The sequence below is a fragment of the Streptomyces sp. NPDC057271 genome, assembly GCF_042668715.1.
GTDB lineage: Bacteria > Actinomycetota > Actinomycetes > Streptomycetales > Streptomycetaceae > Streptomyces.
The window spans coordinates 32,220-46,579 of the sequence record NZ_JBHUYJ010000061.1 but is presented as its reverse complement, the minus strand read 5'-3'; the positions used below and the strand labels follow the sequence as shown (position 1 = coordinate 46,579).

The following is a 14,360-nucleotide window of genomic DNA, read 5'->3' as shown; positions in this document are numbered from 1 at the left end:
AACCACACCACCTTGCCCACGCCGTGGGCCTCCACACCCCAGGAGTCGGCCAGCTCCTGGACCAGCACCAGCCCCCTGCCGTTCGTACCGTCGTCGGCGATCGGCACGCGCGGCTCGGGGGTCCCGGAGACGAAGTCCCGCACCTCGACCCGGAGGCTGTCGGGGACGACGGTCGCGGTGACCACGGCGCCGTGATCGGTGTGGATCAGCGCGTTGGTGACGAGTTCGCTGGTGAGGAGCTCCGCGACGTCGGAGGCGCCGGGCCCGCCCCAGGTCCGCAGCATCCTGCGTAACGCATGGCGCACCTCCGGCACCGCGGTGAGATCCTCACACCCCACCTTTCGCAGCAGTTGAGTCGGCTGTCGCGCCTCCCCGGCCATAACCCCCACCCACATGTCGGTACACAACTCCTCGAACAGGTTCACGGAGATGCATGCCCCACCCACCGGCCCGCATTCATCGAGGGCAGCTGTCGCGGAAGTCCGCGGCGTCGGTGGTGGGGAAGTCACCGGCATGCGCGACCACTCCGTCCGTCGGCAGCCGGGGTCGGCCCGCCGGGACCCGTTCAGTGCGGGGGCGGCAGCGGGTCAAGGGCGTTGGCGACGGAGCAGCCGCCCTCCCCGGGCATCCGCTGGATCCGGGACGGCACCCACACCTCGGTGGCGCCGGGGCTCACGCGGGCGAGAACACAGTCCTGTGCGTCGAAGCCGTTGCCCTTGACCGACAGGAGAACGCCGACCCGGTCGCCTTCGGCCCTCACCTCGGTACGGATCGCGGGATCCAGGTCCAGGCCGGCGAGTCCACGGCGCACCTCGGCCTCGTCCGCCCGGCCGTTCTCCGGCACCCGGGGGAGCTTCGCGCGCAGTTCCTCGTACGGCAGCCGGGGCGGTTCCGGTGGCGGGGCGAAGGTGAGGGGCGGGCCGTCGGGGCAGTCCACCTCACGGGGCTCCTCACGCCACTCCGACCTCGGCGACACCCGGATCGCGAAGCAGCGCAGCACGGTGATCTGCTCAAGGTCGAACCGCGGGTTGTACGCCGAGCCGGAGGTGCGGACGACGAGGTCGACGCCGTCCCCGTCGTGGGTCGAGGTGCCCGTCACCTTGAGTACGTCCACCCCGTCGAGGCCGGAAGCGGAACGCCCGACCTCCTCCGCCGTACGCGGACGCTGACCGTGGAGCCGCTCGCCGGCCTTCTGCGCCACGTCCCGTGCGGCGTCGGCCGCGTCGCCCTCGGAGGTCTGCATCGATCCGCAGCCGGCGATGAACAGCGACAGCGGTGCGAGCAGCAGTAGTCGGCGCATGCGATCACCTTCCCGGCCCCGCCCTCCGGCGGGCACCCGCTCACATACTCATATCGGCGTGGGTGGTTGCAAGGGGGCTTGGCGCGGGCTCAGGCGAGGGCGGCGACCAGCAGGACGAAGGCGGCGATGATGACGGCGACGCGGACGTGGTGGAAACGGTCCCAGCGCTTCATCTGCTCCTTCCAGTCGGCGGGCCGGGTGTCGGGGGTCCAGGTCTTGCCCCGGTTGTTGATGGGGACGAGCAGCAGGATCGACATGACCACGCTGAGGATCAGCAGCGCGCCGGCGGTGACGACGAGGCCGGTGCCGGGGTGGCTCCACGCGGCGGCGGCCCAGGCCGCGACGAGGACGAGCGAGGTGACGTACCAGACCGGCATCACGGCGCCGAGCATCCGGCCCCCGTGGGAGCGGCCGAGCTGGCCGCTGTCCTCCGGGAGGGCGTCGAGGATCGGGTTGACGACGAAGGCGACGGAGAACTCCACCCCCACCATCACGCCGACGACCACGGTGGTGCAGACCTCGAGTGCGTTGAGCATGACGACCCCTCCTGGGAATCTAGCGTCGCTAGATGTCGATGCGACGCTAGCGCTGCTGCCGCTCGATTGTCTAGCGGTGCTAGAATCGATCCATGTCGGTACAGGAACGCAAGGAGCGCGAACGGGCGGCCCGCGAACGCCTCATCGTGGCGACGGCCCGTGAACTCGCCGAGCAGCAGGGCTGGGACGCGGTCACCACCCGGCTGCTGGCCGAGCGCATCGAGTACAGCCAGCCGGTTCTCTACAGTCACTTCCGCGGCAAGCGCGAGATCATCGGCGCCGTCGCCCTGGAGGGCGCCGCCGAGATGGCCGCGGCGTTGCGGGCCGCGACCTCCGCCGCGGACGGTCCGCGCTCCCGGGTCACCGCGCTCGCCCGCGCCTACCTCGACTTCGCCGAGCGCAACCCGGCGGTCTACGACGCCATGTTCCAGCTCGACGGCGGCCTGGCGTTCGCGAGGGAGGACACCCCGGAGCCTCTGAAGGACGCCTTCGCCGCCCTCCTCGAGAGCCTCCGTGAGGTCGCCGGGGACGGCGTCCGTCCGGGGCTGTTCACCGAGGTGTTCTGGGCCTCCCTGCACGGGCTGGCGACCCTGACCCAGGCCGGCCGCCTGCCGCCGGAGGACGCCGGGCACAGGGTGGAGCTGCTGGTGGACAGGCTCGCCGTGGTCTGACGTGGCGTGGCCCCCAGGCGCCTCGGGGCAGGTGGGACGTTCGCGGCACGCTTCAGGGCCGGGGGACGTTCCGCAGGTTGGAGCGGGCCATCTGGAGCATACGGCCCACCCCGCCGTCCAGGACGATCTTGCTCGCCGAGAGGGCGAAGCCGGAGACCATCTCGCGGCTGATCTTCGGGGGGATCGAGAGCGCGTTGGGGTCGGTCACGATGTCGACGAGCGCCGGACCCTTGTGCCGGAAGGCGTCCTTGAGGGCGCCCGCGAGGTGTTTGGGCTTCTCCACGCGGACGCCGTAGGCGCCCGCCGCGCGGGCGACGGCGGCGAAGTCGGGGTTGTGGTTGGTGGTGCCGTACGACGGAAGGCCGGCGACCAGCATCTCCAGCTCGACCATGGACAGCGAGGAGTTGTCGAACAGCACGATCTTCACCGGCAGGTCGTACTGGACCAGGGTGAGGAAGTCCCCCATCAGCATCGAGAACCCACCGTCGCCGGACATCGAGATCACCTGACGGTCCCGGTCCGTGAACTGCGCGCCGATGGCCTGCGGCAGGGCGTTCGCCATCGAGCCGTGCGAGAAGGAACCGATGATCCGGCGACGGCCGTTGGGCGAGATGTAGCGCGCGGCCCAGACGTTGCACATGCCCGTGTCCACGGTGAACACCGCGTCGTCGTCGGCCAGTTCGTCGAGCACGGAGGCGACGTACTCCGGGTGGATCGGCACGTGCTTCTCGACCTTGCGGGTGTACGCCTTGACGACGCCTTCGAGCGCGCCGGCGTGCCTCTTGAGCATCTTGTCCAGGAAGCGGCGGTCCGACTTCGCCCGTACACGCGGGGTGAGGCAGCTCAGCGTCTCCCGGACGTCGCCCCAGACCGCCAGGTCGAGCTTGGAGCGGCGGCCGAGCCGCTCGGGCCTGACGTCCACCTGGACGATCCTGACGTCGTCCGGCAGGAAGGCGTTGTACGGGAAGTCCGTGCCGAGCAGGATCAGCAGATCGCACTCGTGGGTGGCCTCGTAGGCCGCCCCGTAGCCCAGCAGCCCGCTCATCCCGACGTCGAACGGGTTGTCGTACTGGATCCACTCCTTGCCGCGCAGGGCGTGCCCGACGGGCGCCTTCACCCGCTCGGCGAACTGCATCACCTCGGCGTGCGCCCCGGCCGTACCACTGCCGCAGAACAGTGTCACCCGTTCGGCCTCGTCGATCATCCGGGCCAGGGCGGCGATCTCGGCGTCACTCGGACGGACGGTGGGCCGGGAGGTGACGAGCGCGGTCTCCCACGTCTTGTCCGGGGCCGGTTCGGAGGCGATGTCGCCGGGCAGCGACACGACGCTGACCCCGCCCTGCCCGATGGCGTGCTGAATGGCCGTCTGGAGCAGCCGTGGCATCTGTCGGGGGTTGGAGATCAGCTCGCTGTAGTGGCTGCACTCGGAGAAGAGCCGGTCCGGGTGGGTCTCCTGGAAGTAGCCGAGGCCGATCTCGCTGGAGGGGATGTGCGAGGCGAGTGCCAGGACCGGGGCCATCGAGCGGTGCGCGTCGTACAGGCCGTTGATCAGGTGCAGGTTGCCCGGACCACAGGAGCCCGCGCACGCCGCCAGCCGGCCGGTGATCTGCGCCTCGGCTCCCGCGGCGAAGGCGGCGGTCTCCTCGTGCCGGACCTGGATCCAGTCGATGTCGGGCGTACGGCGGATGGCGTCGACGACGGGGTTCAGGCTGTCGCCGACGACTCCGTACAGCCGCCGGACACCCGCCCGGACGAGGATGTCGACGAACTGTTCTGCGACGTTCTGCTTGGCCATGGGTCCATCAACCCATGGGGCGGACCGTTACGCCTCCCAGACGGCCACGCCCGTACGGTCGTCGGCGTAGCCCTTCACCCGGAGCTGTGTGTCGGCCAGGAAGGCCGCGAGCCCGGGCGGCTCGGGGGCCGCCCAGCGCTCCGCGAGCGCCTGGGCGAGGGCCGGCTCGCCGCGCATCGGTTCGGCGAGACCGTTCGAGGCGAGGAGGAGGGTGTCACCGGGACGGGCGACGGAGGCGCGGAAGCGGAACGGTTCGGCAGGCGGCGCGAGCGCGTCGGTGGCGGGGTCGCCCCAACCGGGGACCGGCGCAGGGCCCTCGGTGCAGGGGGCGCCCGGGGGGCCGGTGACGCCGAGTCTCATGGTCTCGCGGTCGCCCTCCGCCGTCTCCGCGGGAGGTGAGCCGAAGCCGACGACGGGCGCGCCGGCGAGCGCGGCGGGCTCCGGGAGCAGGGGCTCGATGTCCTGCCAGGCGCCGTCGCGGAGGCGGAAGAGGCCGCCCGCGCCGATGCCGAAGAACACGCGCGTGCGGCAGGCGGGGTCGGCGGAGAGCAACAGGCAGCGCAGGCCCGCCGTGTACTCCTCCGTCCCCACGCCCAGTTCGGCCGCGCGGGCCCGCAGCTTGCCGTAGGTACGGTCGGTGAGCCGGTGGAGTCCCGACTTCAGATCGCCGCGACGGCCGGAGCGGATGTCCTCGGACAGCCGGACATGGCTGCGGCCGACGGCCTCGCCGATCCAGCGGCAGGCGTCGGCCGCGGCGAGATGGGCGGCCTCGGCGGCGCGGGCGCCGCTCGCCACGGCGACCAGGACGAGCGCGGCGTCCTCCTGGCCGAACCGTGCGGTGAGCAGGGCGTCCCTGCGGGGTTCGCCGCGGTAGCGGGCGGAGTCGCCGCGCTGCGAGGCGGCGCGCAAGGTGTACGAGCCGTAGCGCGCGCCGTCGAGGACGGTGTCGGCGACCAGTTCGCCCAGCTCTCCGGGCCGGGCCTCGGGGAGAGCGGTGGGCTCGGCCTCGTAGGTGGGCGGGCGGTTGCCGATGTGGGCGGTACGGGGACGGGGCACGGGGACGGCGTCCGCCGCGGGCGGGGCGGGCGCTGGGGCGTCCGGCGTCGGGTCCGCCCTCGGGTCCGCCCTCGGGTCCGCCCTCGGGTCCGGAGCCGCGTCCGGCGCCGGGGGTCGGTGCGGGGGTGTCCCGAAGGAGTGCGGTTCAGGGGTGGAGCGGGGGTCGTCGAGCGGCTCCCAGGGGGCCCGGGGCGGCAGGGCCGCCGGGCTCGGCGTGCCGTCCCCCGTCCGGGGCGGCGTCGTCGGGAGTTCCGAAGCCGGGGGCGACGTCGCCGGAAGCTCCGTGGGCGGAAGCGCCGCGGTCGGAAGCTCCGTCGTCGCCTGCGACGCGGAGTCGAAGCGGTCGTCGAGCGTGTCGCCCGTCGTGGTCGGTGCCGTGTCCGGCGCCGACTCGTCGTAGAGCTTGTCCCACCAGTTGTCCCCCTGCTGAGTCATGCCCTTATTGTCCACCGCACAGGCCGCCAGAAACGGGACATGAGGAAAAAGGGGTCCGCCGGACGACCCCACCCCCCACGGGAAGGACGCCCGGCGGACCGGCGTGATCAGCGCACGTCGTAAGCGCGGACCACGGTCTGGGTGACGGAGTTGCCGTTGGCATCCGTCAGTTCGGACTTCAGGGTGACCGGCTTCCCGGCCGCGCCCGCGTGGTTCACGGTCGCGGTCCAGGCGCCGTCCTGCCGCGAGACCTGCGCCTCCGTCCAGGTCGCGCCTCCGTCGTAGGAAAACGAGAGCCCGGCCGAGGTGAGCGCGGCCGCCTGGTAGCCCGCATGACCCGTCGCGGTGAGGCCGATCTTCTGGCCGTCGGTCGCGGCGAGGGTCTTGAGTCCGTCCTCCGGAAGGGTGTACCGGGGGAAGAGAATCGGGATGCCTTGAGAGTAGACGCTCTCGTCGGCCTGGGAGGTGAATTCCCACACCGAGTTGACGGATGTGGAGCGGTCCCACACCTTGCTGCCGATCTTCATGGTGTTCTGTTCGAGCGTGTACGCACCGCGCTCGGACGGAACTTCGAAGACCCCGAACGGCCATCCGGTCGCTCCGAGCAGCTCCCCGTTCCTGCTCAACCGGAGGTTGCCGATGTCGCCGAAGGATCCGGGCTGGGAGTAGTGGGTGCCGTCGCCCCACGGGGAGTCGGCGAAGCCGATCAGGTCGCCCTGGCGTTCGGCGACGAGGACGGGCTCACCGGACGCGTCCTGCGGTGCGGTCGGGGCGACGACGCCGTCGTACCAGCGCTCGGTGCGCCTCTCCCCCGCCCTGTAGGCGTGCTTGGCCCCGATCATGAACTCGCCGAAGGGGAAGCTGGAGGACAGCACCTGGTCCCACTCGGTGTCCCCGGGCGTGTAGTACTCCGTCCGGGTGCCGGGGGCCGGGACCGGCTCGATGGCGCCGAAGTGGACGGCCGTTCCGTTCGGACGGTAGGCGGCCGCGCTGTCGATGAAGTCGGTGGCCACGCCCATCGAGCCGTAGGTGGACTCTGTGCGGCCCAGCCGACCGTCGCGGACCCGGTAGGTCCTGTCGTCGCGGATCGAACCGGTCTCGGGGAAGGCGAGGTTGTAGAGGTACGGACTCTTCGCCGTGGCCTTCCAGGAGAGGGTGACCTCGCCGGCGGAGAGCTTCGTGAGCAGCGCGGCGGCCTCGGCGTTGTCGACGGCGAGGACCGGGAACCCCGCTCCGGTGAAGCCCGCGGTCGGATACCAGCGGGCGGTCGAGGTGCGGTACGCGAGGACCGCGACGGCCCCCTCGGCCTTGGCGTTCCGGGCGACCGTGGTCGCGTTGGCGGAGGTGTCCGGGAAGCGGACCAGGGCCACGCGGCCCTGGGCGCCGGCCGCCTTCAGCTCTTCCGGGGTTCCGCTGCCCGCGTCGACGAGCCGGGCGGAACCGGTGCCGTCGAGGTTGTCGGAGCCCAGGGAGCCGGTGACCGGGTGCAGGACGGTGCCGTCGCCCGTCCTCAGCTCGGCGATCTGCGGGGCGGCGGTGCGCCAGTAGCTGCCGAACTCGAAGTCGCCCTCGTCGGCGCGGCCTTCGACCGAGGCGTAGTAGCCGAGGATCGAGCGCGTACCGGCGGCCGAGCCGGAGTGCATCCAGGTGTCGTCCCAGGAGCGGGCGAACGCCAGGGTGGTGCCGCGCTGTTCACCGGGCTTGTCGGTCCTCACCGAGAGCTTGTGGGCCTTGCGCGCGTCGAGGACGACGGTGGTGTCCTTCCTGACCTCGATCTGCGGGCGGGCCAGGTAGCTGAGCGAGTCGTTCAGCGTGGCGCCCTCGCCGGCGTCGGGGGTGGTGACGAAGGAGGTGAGGAAGTAGCTGCCGGGGCGGACCTGGAAGACCTGGTCGGTGACGCCCTCGTTGAAGCGGCGTTCGCCGCTCGCGGTGTCGGTGCCGATGAGGTCGAGGGACGAGGCGCCGCCGGCTGGCTTGCCCTGACGGTCGATCAGCTTGACCCGCAGGGTGACGGTCTCGGGCTGGACGTAGAGCGAGAACGGCGTCGAGACGTGGACGCCGCCGGGGCCCGTGGCGACGACCCGGCCCGTGATGTCGCCGTACTGGGCGCGCTCCAGGTGGGCGGTCGGGTCCAGACGGAGCGGGACCTCGACCGTCGCGCCGGCCGGGACGGTGACGGTGCGCTTGCCGAGCCGGGCGACGGAGGACCGTACGCGCGAGCCGTCGTTGCCGGTGACCCTCTCGACGGCGAGCGTCAGGGTGACGGCCGTGCCGGAGGTGTTCGTGTACGGGACGGAGACCGCGGTGCGGTCGTCGGCGTCCTGGGGCCAGTTGAAGGTGCCGCCCTGGACGGCGTCGGCGCCGAGGACCGTCTGGTCGACCGCGGCCTTGACGTCGAGCCGGCCGCCGCCGACCTCGCGTACGTCGCCGGGGACGGCGTTCTCGGCGGAGGAGACGAGCGCGGCCTTGATCTGCTGGGCCGTCCAGTCGGGGTGGCGCTGCTTGACGATGGCGGCGGCGCCCGCGACGTGCGGGGTGGCCATCGACGTACCGGACATGGCCTGGTAGGCGTACACGCCCCGGCCGCCCGCGGCGGCGGCGGAGATACCGACGCCCGGGGCCGCTATCTCCGGCTTGAGGGTGTGGCCGAGCGTCGTCGGGCCGCGGCTGGAGAAGTACGCGGTGGAGTCGTCGCGGTCGGTGGCGCCGACGGTGAGGACGCTCGGCGCGCAGCCCGGCGAGGAGACCGTGTTGAGCGAGGGGCCACTGTTCCCGGCGGCGACGACGAACAACGTGCCCTCGTTCTGGGCGAGTTCCTCGGCGGCGATGCTCATGGGGTCGGTGCAGTCGGTCTCGGCGGGGTTGCCGAGGCTCATGGACACGACGTCGGCGCCCTGGGCGACGGCCCACTCCATGCCGGCGATGATCCAGGAGGTGGCGCCGGAGCCGGAGTCGTTCAGGACCTTGCCGTTGAGGAGGTCCGCGCCGGGCGCGACGCCCTTCTTCCTGCCGCCGCTCGCCGCGCCGGAGCCGCCGACGGTGGAGATCGTGTGGGTGCCGTGGCCCTGGCGGTCGTCGGCGCTGTCGGAGTCGGTGAAGTTCTCCGAGGCGATGACCCTGCCCTTGAGGTCGGGGTGGTCGACGTCGGCGCCGGTGTCGAGGACGGCGACCGTGGTGCCCTTGCCGTCGAGGCCGGCGGCCCAGGCCTCGGGTGCGTGGACCTGCTTCGTCGAGCGCTCCAGGGTGGCCTGAACCTTGCGGTCGAGCCAGAGCTTCTTCAGACCGGAGGCGGACCGGGCGGCGGGGGTGTTCACGTCCGCCCAGAAGGCGGAGGCCTGCTTCTTGTCCGCCTTGAGCGCGACGCCGTCGACGGCCTTGAGGACCTGGCCGCGCCGGGCTCCGCGCGGGGCGGCCGGGACGGAGCGGGCGAGGTCGGAGCCGTAGACCGCGATCAGGGGAAGCGAGGCGGTGCCGGCGTCGTCGTACCCCTGCCGGACCAGCCCGGTGACGTTGAAGAGCTCCTCGTCGACGCGGCCCGCGGCGAGGGCGGCGGTGGCGCCCTCGGGGTAGACGTACAGGTCAGGGCCCGACCGACGCGTCTGGACGAAGGGCACCGTCCCGTCCTCGCGGGGCAGCGCGGCGGCGGCCGGGTTCCCGGCCGCGTCACGGGTGACGACCACGCGGTCGCCGGTGACCAGCGTGACGGTGGCGGCCCGCTCCCCGGCGCGGGCCTGGGCCTCGCTGCCGACCAGCGGTCGATTGCCGGTCGTGTCGTCCTGCGGCGCGGCGGCCGTGGACGGCGCGACCGCGGTGACGGCCAGGACGGCGGCGGTCGCCGCCCCCAGGGCCGTACGCGAAATCGGGCGCATCGCTCTCCCCATCTGAATCCGGACCAAGACAGGCAAAAGCCCCGGGCCCGGAGGCTGTTGGTGCTGCGGTGCCGCCACATTGGCAGAGGTGAGGGTGGTGCAGGGATGATGTGCGCGGCGGGAATACGTCGTGGCCGATTTCCGCCAGAGCACCAACGGAACGGATGCGTCCGGTGAACGTCCTGGGAATGTCCAGGACGTCCCAGGACGTCCTGGCGAGGGGTGGGCATCGATGCTGGGAGCGATAGGTCTCGACGAACGGCAGGAGTCGGCGTACCGCGCGCTCGTCGCGCTGGGGGCTGCGGAGGTCGCGGACCTGGCGCACCGGCTCGCCCTGCCCGAGACGGACACCGAGCGGGCGCTGCGGCGCCTGGAGTCGCAGGGCCTGGCGGCGCAGTCCTCGGCCCGGACCGGGCGGTGGGTCGCGGCCCCTCCGGGGGTGGCCCTGGGCGCGCTGCTGACGCAGCAGCGGCACGAGTTGGAGCAGGCCGAGCTTGCGGCGGCGCTGCTCGCGGAGGAGTACCGGGCGGAGGCGTCGGAGCCGGCCGTCCACGACCTGGTGGAGGTGGTGACCGGCGCGAGCGCCGTCACCCACCGCTTCCTCCAGCTCCAGCTGGGCGCGACCGACGAGGTCTGCGCGCTGGTGACGGGCAAGCCCATCGCGGTCTCCGGGATGGAGAACGACGCGGAGGAGCTGGCGGCGGGTCGGGGCGTGTCCTACCGGGTGGTCATCGAGCGGGAGGTGCTGAGCCTGCCGTCGGGGATCGTCGAGCTGTCGGCCGCGCTCGGCCGTGAGGAGCAGATCCGGGTGGTCGACCGGGTCCCCACCAAGCTGGTGGTCGCGGACCGTGCCCTGGCGATGGTCCCGCTGACGGGCCGCGGGGCGGAGCCCGCGGCGCTCGTGGTGCATGCGAGCGGGCTCCTGGAGTCGCTGATGGGCCTCTTCGAGGCGGTCTGGCGCGACGCGCTGCCACTGCGGCTCGGGGCGGGCGCGCAGATCAGGGAGACGGAGGTGCCGGGTCCGGACGTGACGGACCTGGAGATCCTCTCGCTGCTCCTGGCCGGCATGACGGACGCGAGCGTGGCCAAGCAGCTGGACCTGGGTCTGCGTACGGTGCAGCGCCGGGTGAAGGGCTTGATGGAGCTGTCGGGCGTGACGACGCGACTCCAGCTGGGCTGGCACGCGTACGAGAAGGGATGGGTGGCCCGCAGATAGGCCACGGCCCGGAGGCGGGCCGGGGCGGGGGCCGGGCGGCGGGAGTGGGGAGCGCGGGGCCGGACGGCGGGGGGCCGGTGCGCGGGGGCGGGCCGCGGGCCCGGAGTCCGTACGTGCGCCGCCGGCGGACTCCCGGCGGGGGTGCCGGGCCGCCACCGCTGCGGGAGCCCGGGCGGGCGGCCGCCGGGCCCCCGTACGTACCCCGCGACCTGCGCGGAGATCATCGGTCCTGCACGCTGGGCAGATGGGTGTGTGGCAGCTGTTGCTCGTCGCGATGGTGATGCTGCTCGGCCTGTTCGGGGTACTGGCTCCTGGCGTGCCGGGGCCGTGGCTGGTGTGGGCGGCCATGCTCTGGTGGGCGCTGCACGAGCAGAGCGGCCTCGCCTGGCTCCTGCTCGTCGCCTCGACCGCGCTGCTCCTGCTCACCCAGGTGGTGGTGTGGCTCCTGCCGCAGCGCCGGATCCGGGGCGTCGGCATCACCCGGCGGATGGTGACGTACGCCGGGGTCGGCGCGTTCCTCGGGTTCTTCCTGATCCCCGTGATCGGCGCCGTCCCCGGTTTCATCGGCGGGATCTACCTCTGCGAACGGCTCCGCCTGGGCGGTCACGGCCAGGCCTGGGCGTCCACGAGGACCGTCATGCGGGCGGCCGGGACCAGCATCCTCGTGGAGATGTTCGCCTGTCTGCTGATCGTCGGCGCGTGGGCCGGCGCGGTGATCTGGGGCTGAGGCCGAGGCCCTGGGTCCACGGGCCCGTGGGGCGGTCGGCCGGATCGCCGATGCGCCGCCCGGAGGCCGGGGGCGATGCTGACCGTATGAGGGATTTCGAGGGATTCAGCGTCACCGAACTCGCCTATCTCCGCACGCAGCGCCTCGGCCGCATGGCCACGGTCGACCCCGCGGGTCAGCCACAGGCCAATCCGGTCGGCTTCTTCCCCCAGGAGGACGGCACGGTCCTGGTCGGCGGGCTCGCGATGGGCCGCTCGAAGAAGTGGCGCAACCTCAGCGCCAACCCCAGGGTGGCGCTGGTCGTCGACGATCTCGCGAGCGTCCGTCCGTGGCGGGTGCGCGGGGTGGAGATCCGGGGCGTGGCCGAGCTGCGGGTGGGGCCGCACGGACTCGGCCCGCACTTCAGCGAGGAGGTCATCCGGATCCACCCCCGCCGGATCCACAGCTGGGGTCTTGCGGAGGCCACGGACGCTTCGGAAGATCGATCTGGTACGTGATGAAGCCGGTGTCGCGGACGACCTCGTCGTAGAGCCGCCGGGCGGTGGTGTGGGATGCCTGCGTGTTCCGGTAGACCGGTCGGGGCCCTGCTCTCCTCGGCCCACTCGGTCACCGCCGCGTCCAGGGCGCGCGCCACGCCCCGGCAGCGCGCGTCGGGGTCGGTGAACAGGTCCTGGAGGCAGCAGACGTCCGGCCCCGAGGTGCCGGGGTGGACGAGGAAGTGGGTGGAAGCGGGTGAAGCCGACGAGACGTCCGTCGAGATGTGCCGCCTGCCGAGCCGTGCCGCACACGCGTGCACCCGCGTGCCGTCCTGGAATGCCTGCGAGGCGCGCTCGTACAGGGCGCCGGGCTCGGCCGCGGCCGTAGAAGTCGATGGAGGCGCGGAAGAGACGCTCCCAGGCGTCACGGTCGTCGGGTCCGAGCAGGTCTGTGTCGATCACGGCTTCGGTTCATCGTGACGGCAGGGGTGCGAGCTTGCGGTACTGGTGTGCGTACGACCGCCAGGGCCGCCAGGCCTCGGAGCGGGACGGGGCGTCCGCGTCCGCCTCGGGGTCCACATCGGGGTCCACGTCGGGGTCGCCGAGGGCCCGCTCACGGATCACGGCCGCGTGGGTGGGGGTCACACCGGGGACGGCGCGCAGAGCGCGCTCGGCCTCGTCGCGGTCGGCGCCCGGATCGAGGCGTACGGCCCCGGTGGCGAGCGCTCTGGCCAGCGGGCCGGCCTGAGGGTGGCCAGTGAGCGCGGCGGGCTCGGGGAAGAGGTGGGTGAGGGCGCCGCAGGCGTTCTCCAGGGGGGTGCCCAGGGCCGGGGCCAGTCGCGCCGCCTCGTCGGGGCCGAGGACGGTCCGGAGGGCGAACTCCTCCGGGTCGGCCGCGCCCGGCGACCGCAGGCCGGGGCGGGCGGCGACCCGCTCGGCGAGGACCGGGTCGGCGCCGAGGCGCTCGGCGACGGCGTAGGGGTCGGCGTCCAGGTCGAGGAGACGGCGCAGCCGCTGGACGGCGGTGGTCAGGTCGCGGAGATCGGTGAGGTGGATCCGGGCCTCCAGCCAGGGCCCGGCGGCGCGCTCGTCGACGGAGACGATGCCGGTGCCGTACGGGAGGCGGAGCGTGCGGCGGTAGGTACGGGCGCCGGGGTCGCCGACCACCTCCTCGACGCCGGGGAGGGCCTCGGCGGCGAGCAGGTCGAAGACCTCGCGGGCGGCGTAAGGGCCCCGGTGGGCGAGCCGCAGCGGCACGCCGGCGGCGAGCGCGGTGCGGGGCCCGGCACCGGTACCGGACTCGGCGCGCAGCTCGGTGGGGGTACGGGCGTAGATGCGGCGGATCGTGTCGTTGAACTGGCGCACGCTGGCGAAGCCGGACGCGAAGGCGATCTCGGTGATGGGCAGCCCGGTGGTCTGCAGGAGCAGCCGGGCGGTGTGGGCGCGCTGGGCGCGGGCGAGGGCGACGGGGCCCGCACCGAGTTCGGCGGTGAGCTGGCGCTGCACCTGGCGGGGGCTGTAGCCGAGGCGTCCGGCGAGGCCGGGGACGCCTTCGCGGTCGACGACGCCGTCTCCGATCAGCCGCATGGCGCGTCCGACGACGTCGGCGCGGACGTTCCACTCGGCGGAACCGGGCACGGCGTCCGGCCGACAGCGCCGACAGGCGCGGAATCCGTGGCCTTGGGCGGCGGCGGCGGTGGGGAAGAACGTGACGTTCTTCCGCTTGGGGGTGACGGCGGGGCAACTCGGCCGGCAGTAGATGCCGGTCGTCTCGACGGCGAAGAAGAACGCCCCGTCGAACCGCGCGTCCCTGCTGCTGACCGCCTCGTACCGGGTGTCCTCGCCGACGGCGCTACCGGATTCCTGATCCCTCACGCCTCCCAGTGTGCGGGAGCGTGACGCCCGCGTCTGGCGGCTTTCGGACACCACGCTCGGGGCCGGCCCCGCCGGGCCGGACCACCGGGGCCGCCCCCGACCTGCCCGGCCAGGCCCGCAAGCGCCGCCGCCTCGCGGCGAGCGGCCCCACGGCCCAGCGGTTCCGACCGTCGGACCGGCAGGTCGTCGGGCCCTGTGGACCGCCGGGTCCCGTGGACCGTCAGACCCCCTGGACCGTCGGGCCCCGTGGACAGTCGGGCCCCGTGGACCGTCAGGCCCCGTGGACCGCCAGACCCCGTGAACCGTCAGACCCCGTCGGCCGTCAGGTCCGGTGGACTGCCGGGGTCGTCGGGTCCCGTCGGCCGTCAGACCCCGTCGGCCGTCAGGCCCCGTGAACCGTCAGA

11 protein-coding genes are annotated in these 14,360 nt (G+C 73.1%); 4 read left to right on the top strand and 7 right to left on the bottom strand.

Annotation, left to right across the window (positions count from 1 at the left end):
- From ACFUJR_RS25195 to ACFUJR_RS25185, 3 genes are all read right to left on the bottom strand, one after another.
- Positions 1-380, bottom strand: a 380-nt coding sequence (locus tag ACFUJR_RS25195) for an ATP-binding protein (protein WP_383450733.1), incomplete at its 3' end; no start/stop codon positions are given.
- A gap of 185 nt (positions 381-565) precedes the next feature.
- On the bottom strand, positions 566-1,300 hold the full coding sequence (locus ACFUJR_RS25190) for a translation initiation factor IF-2 (RefSeq protein WP_383169427.1): 735 nt from the start codon (positions 1,298-1,300) through the stop codon (positions 566-568).
- Between the two features lie 89 nt (positions 1,301-1,389).
- The gene (locus ACFUJR_RS25185; protein ID WP_383169429.1) at positions 1,390-1,836 is read right to left on the bottom strand and encodes an anthrone oxygenase family protein; all 447 of its coding nucleotides are present in this window, start codon (positions 1,834-1,836) and stop codon (positions 1,390-1,392) included.
- 92 nt (positions 1,837-1,928) lie between these two features.
- On the opposite strand from ACFUJR_RS25185, the gene ACFUJR_RS25180 reads away from it, so the two are divergent.
- Positions 1,929-2,507: a TetR/AcrR family transcriptional regulator gene (locus tag ACFUJR_RS25180; RefSeq protein ID WP_383169431.1), complete on the top strand. Its 579-nt coding sequence runs from the start codon at positions 1,929-1,931 to the stop codon at positions 2,505-2,507.
- A 52-nt stretch (positions 2,508-2,559) separates the two neighbouring features.
- Here the strand turns inward: ACFUJR_RS25180 and ACFUJR_RS25175 are convergent, their stop codons facing one another.
- From ACFUJR_RS25175 to ACFUJR_RS25165, 3 genes are all read right to left on the bottom strand, one after another.
- Complete coding sequence (locus ACFUJR_RS25175) at positions 2,560-4,302, bottom strand: pyruvate dehydrogenase (RefSeq protein WP_383169433.1); 1,743 nt, start codon at positions 4,300-4,302, stop codon at positions 2,560-2,562.
- 27 nt (positions 4,303-4,329) lie between these two features.
- Positions 4,330-5,793 (bottom strand): protein phosphatase 2C domain-containing protein, encoded by a 1,464-nt coding sequence (locus ACFUJR_RS25170; RefSeq protein ID WP_383169435.1) that lies wholly within the window; start codon positions 5,791-5,793, stop codon positions 4,330-4,332.
- Between the two features lie 107 nt (positions 5,794-5,900).
- Positions 5,901-9,662: a S8 family serine peptidase gene (locus tag ACFUJR_RS25165; protein WP_383169437.1), complete on the bottom strand. Its 3,762-nt coding sequence runs from the start codon at positions 9,660-9,662 to the stop codon at positions 5,901-5,903.
- Between the two features lie 232 nt (positions 9,663-9,894).
- Here ACFUJR_RS25165 and ACFUJR_RS25160 point away from each other — a divergent pair, with 232 nt between their 5' ends.
- The 3 genes from ACFUJR_RS25160 (at position 9,895) to ACFUJR_RS25150 (ending at position 12,102) form a co-directional block, all read left to right on the top strand.
- Positions 9,895-10,878, top strand: coding sequence for a helix-turn-helix domain-containing protein (locus ACFUJR_RS25160; RefSeq protein ID WP_383169440.1), 984 nt, complete (start codon positions 9,895-9,897; stop codon positions 10,876-10,878).
- Positions 10,879-11,122: 244 nt separating this feature from the next.
- Positions 11,123-11,605: a DUF456 domain-containing protein gene (locus ACFUJR_RS25155; RefSeq protein ID WP_383169443.1), complete on the top strand. Its 483-nt coding sequence runs from the start codon at positions 11,123-11,125 to the stop codon at positions 11,603-11,605.
- Positions 11,606-11,691: 86 nt separating this feature from the next.
- Positions 11,692-12,102, top strand: coding sequence for a PPOX class F420-dependent oxidoreductase (locus tag ACFUJR_RS25150; RefSeq protein WP_383169445.1), 411 nt, complete (start codon positions 11,692-11,694; stop codon positions 12,100-12,102).
- A gap of 450 nt (positions 12,103-12,552) precedes the next feature.
- Here ACFUJR_RS25150 and ACFUJR_RS25145 read toward each other — a convergent pair whose 3' ends face one another.
- Positions 12,553-13,956 carry an AlkA N-terminal domain-containing protein gene (locus ACFUJR_RS25145; RefSeq protein ID WP_383169447.1) on the bottom strand — a complete coding sequence of 468 codons (1,404 nt, stop codon included), beginning with the start codon at positions 13,954-13,956 and terminating at the stop codon, positions 12,553-12,555.
- Positions 13,957-14,360: the final 404 nt, after the last annotated feature.

Bases quoted from the DNA above. Each gene is read 5' to 3' on its own strand.
- ACFUJR_RS25150 (WP_383169445.1), top strand. From the start codon at position 11,692: ATGAGGGATTTCGAGGGATTCAGCGTCACCGAACTCGCCTATCTCCGC.
- ACFUJR_RS25175 (WP_383169433.1), bottom strand. From the start codon at position 4,302: ATGGCCAAGCAGAACGTCGCAGAACAGTTCGTCGACATCCTCGTCCGG.
- ACFUJR_RS25170 (WP_383169435.1), bottom strand. From the start codon at position 5,793: ATGACTCAGCAGGGGGACAACTGGTGGGACAAGCTCTACGACGAGTCG.
- ACFUJR_RS25155 (WP_383169443.1), top strand. From the start codon at position 11,123: ATGGGTGTGTGGCAGCTGTTGCTCGTCGCGATGGTGATGCTGCTCGGC.
- ACFUJR_RS25190 (WP_383169427.1), bottom strand. From the start codon at position 1,300: ATGCGCCGACTACTGCTGCTCGCACCGCTGTCGCTGTTCATCGCCGGC.
- ACFUJR_RS25160 (WP_383169440.1), top strand. From the start codon at position 9,895: ATGCTGGGAGCGATAGGTCTCGACGAACGGCAGGAGTCGGCGTACCGC.
- ACFUJR_RS25180 (WP_383169431.1), top strand. From the start codon at position 1,929: ATGTCGGTACAGGAACGCAAGGAGCGCGAACGGGCGGCCCGCGAACGC.
- ACFUJR_RS25165 (WP_383169437.1), bottom strand. From the start codon at position 9,662: ATGCGCCCGATTTCGCGTACGGCCCTGGGGGCGGCGACCGCCGCCGTC.
- ACFUJR_RS25185 (WP_383169429.1), bottom strand. From the start codon at position 1,836: ATGCTCAACGCACTCGAGGTCTGCACCACCGTGGTCGTCGGCGTGATG.